The organism is Sediminispirochaeta bajacaliforniensis DSM 16054 (assembly GCF_000378205.1).
In the GTDB taxonomy this organism is placed as follows: Bacteria; Spirochaetota; Spirochaetia; order DSM-16054; family Sediminispirochaetaceae; genus Sediminispirochaeta; species Sediminispirochaeta bajacaliforniensis.
The window spans coordinates 1-2,594 of record NZ_KB899467.1; the positions used below are offsets into that span (position 1 = coordinate 1).

3 protein-coding genes are annotated in these 2,594 nt (G+C 32.0%); all 3 read left to right on the plus strand.

The genetic code is table 11. The features are described from left to right. Positions 1-208 (plus strand): hypothetical protein (locus F459_RS24345; RefSeq protein ID WP_033302357.1); only part of this gene is annotated, 208 nt, incomplete at its 5' end. 128 nt (positions 209-336) lie between these two features. After that, the gene (locus F459_RS0121855) at positions 337-855 is read left to right on the plus strand and encodes a DUF6933 domain-containing protein (RefSeq protein ID WP_020614766.1); all 519 of its coding nucleotides are present in this window, start codon (positions 337-339) and stop codon (positions 853-855) included. Positions 856-1,109: 254 nt separating this feature from the next. After that, on the plus strand, positions 1,110-2,258 hold the full coding sequence (locus F459_RS0121860) for a PIN domain-containing protein (RefSeq protein WP_020614767.1): 1,149 nt from the start codon (positions 1,110-1,112) through the stop codon (positions 2,256-2,258). The last annotated feature ends 336 nt before the right edge of the window (positions 2,259-2,594 follow it).

The window sequence follows — 2,594 nt, forward strand, 5'->3', positions numbered from 1 at the left end:
GCTACAACCATTACAAGGCAGTACTGCCCTTTTTTCAAGCCGGAGTCTGCAATTTACCTCCGGTGTTTTCCTGCAATTTACCTCCGGTGGCGACACGATTCCGAGCGAAAGTAGTTGTATAATGTTGGTTCGGGATCAGCACAAAGCACGCCAACTTCACGGCATGCAGCTCAATTGGATGTTATACGGACTTTTCGGGAGTGTTTAGTATCCTGGCCTTTTATGTGCTTTTAATAACGTATTAAATGGAGAAAATAGAAAAAAAGATGACGGTTGCGAGTCTATTACTTAATGTTTTTATTTCCAAAAAAGGGTTGTATATGAGACAATATAAAAATGATTTTTAGGCTGACAAAAAAAGTTCAAAAACAGTTATCACTCAAAGAACTACTAGTTAGAAAAGAAACTGGTGTAAATAAGAAATTCTTCACTGAATGGAATGTAAATATAATAATATTAAAAAATATTGAATATTTAATGCTAACTGAAGGGAAAACATTATTCACCATTATTGAACCTGTCTCTGATACAAAAACAAAAGAAGAATTTGAGTTATTAGTCGGAAAACTATTTGTCAACATATTAAATGAATTAATTGAAGGTAAAAAAATTGATCGTTTAAAAATTGATAATTGTATATACGCTAAAACTGAAAATAATTATATCCGAAGGGCACAAATCGATTTACAGCATGAAGCAGAGGAATTGATTGATCGAAATGAAAACTTATTCAATGTAAATAGAATGCCATTAGGAAAAGAGCTAAGATATCCAGTAGAATACTTTATTGAGGAGATCTCAAATATATTATTGAAGGACGGGAGAGTCTTTGTAGAAGATGTACTAAATAATTGATAAGAATGTTCTTTCGATCAGTAAAAGCTGCGGAAAAAAAATTAAATCTGGCCGTATAACCAGCAATTGGAGCAGACGTGGCTACTGTCATGGTTTGTGCTGGGCATTGGGTAAAGAAGAGCAGAATTTGAAAGCGAAAGTTCTAATCTGCAAAAGATATGATATAATGCATGAAGGAAAGAGCACAAACACATGCCAGTAAACGCCACGCAGCTCAATTGAATGTTAGGCGCACCCTTCGGGGCGAGGAATAAATGAAAACAAAAACAGCAATAATGATTGATAGTTCAATTATTAGACAAATTCCGAAACTAAATTCACCATTGTTTAAACAGATAATAAAATATATCCATATTGGAAGATTTTGTTTATACATTTCTGAAATAATTGAACAAGAATATTTAACATGGATACAGAAAGAGGCTCAAGAAGCTTATAATACTGTTGTTAAAGCATCAGAATCATTAAATAAGTTTTATGATGAACCAGAAATATTTGGTATTAAAATGCATCTAAATATTACTGCTGACGTTGCTGGAAATCACATCAATGAAATACTTAAAAAAATTAGTTCTAATTGGAAAAACTTCAAAGAACAAACTGATGCGATTATTTTGCCTATTGGCAATGACCATGGAAAACTTGTTATGAATGCATATTTCGATGGAAGTGCACCATTTAAGACAAAGAAAAATCGATCAGACATACCCGATGCATTTATTTACTGCTCTTTACTTGATTTGTTGCATGAACATGAGAAAGTTATTTTTATTTCACAAGATAAGGAATTCTGTAATAGGATTAAAAATGATAACATTATTGTTTTCAACAATTTAACAGAACTTTTTAATTGTGATGAATATAAACTAACAGATGCTTATTTCAACGAATTACCAGATGAAAGAAAAAGGGAATATTTATTTAAATATTATAAAGACGAAATAATAAAAAAAACAAAAAGACAAATTGAACTCTCTGATTTAATAAGTGATATTGAATATGAATATCGTGCTAATACTATTGGAAACTATAGAAATGAGTATTCAAGCGCAGAATTCATTGAATTTAATTACAATAAAGTCAATAATCTCTCACCCAATATATATCTCATTCCGTTTTCAGCCAAAGTAAAATACACGATTTCTTCAGAAGCAACTAATAACGATCTAGAAAATTATAGTAAAGAACGATTAAAAAACTTAACAGAGAAAAGTATAAATGATAATGGCTTGTATGATGTTTCAGAAGAAATTGAATACTCCGTATTTGGTAATGTAAGTGTAAAATTTGCTGAAACAAATCCACTATTATGGGAAGAACAAGAAGTTAAAGATAGCCTTTTTAAGGAATTGGAAATTACAGAAATTACAGTTACTATTGAGAATATTGAAAAAAACGCCTAACAACTGCTTCAACCTGACTCGGCTACTGTCACGAAACTTGCTTTTCGCTTCGCTCGGCAAGTTTCGCGCCAGCTTAACGCCTCGCAGGTTAAGCAAATGTTATGTAGACACAAATTTTGTCCAGGCACATTGTTTACATCAGGGCATGGATGGTATGTACATATTTATTGTTAAAAACTGTGATCGATTGTTAGCTGATTGGTTTACTTCAACAGTTGCAATACAGTTATATCAGATTTATTATAGGGCACCTCTAAAAACTAGAGGGATTTCCTAAATTTTGTAATTGTTGATATTCTCCTTACAGGAGGAGGAAAGATGGCACAACAAAAAGGC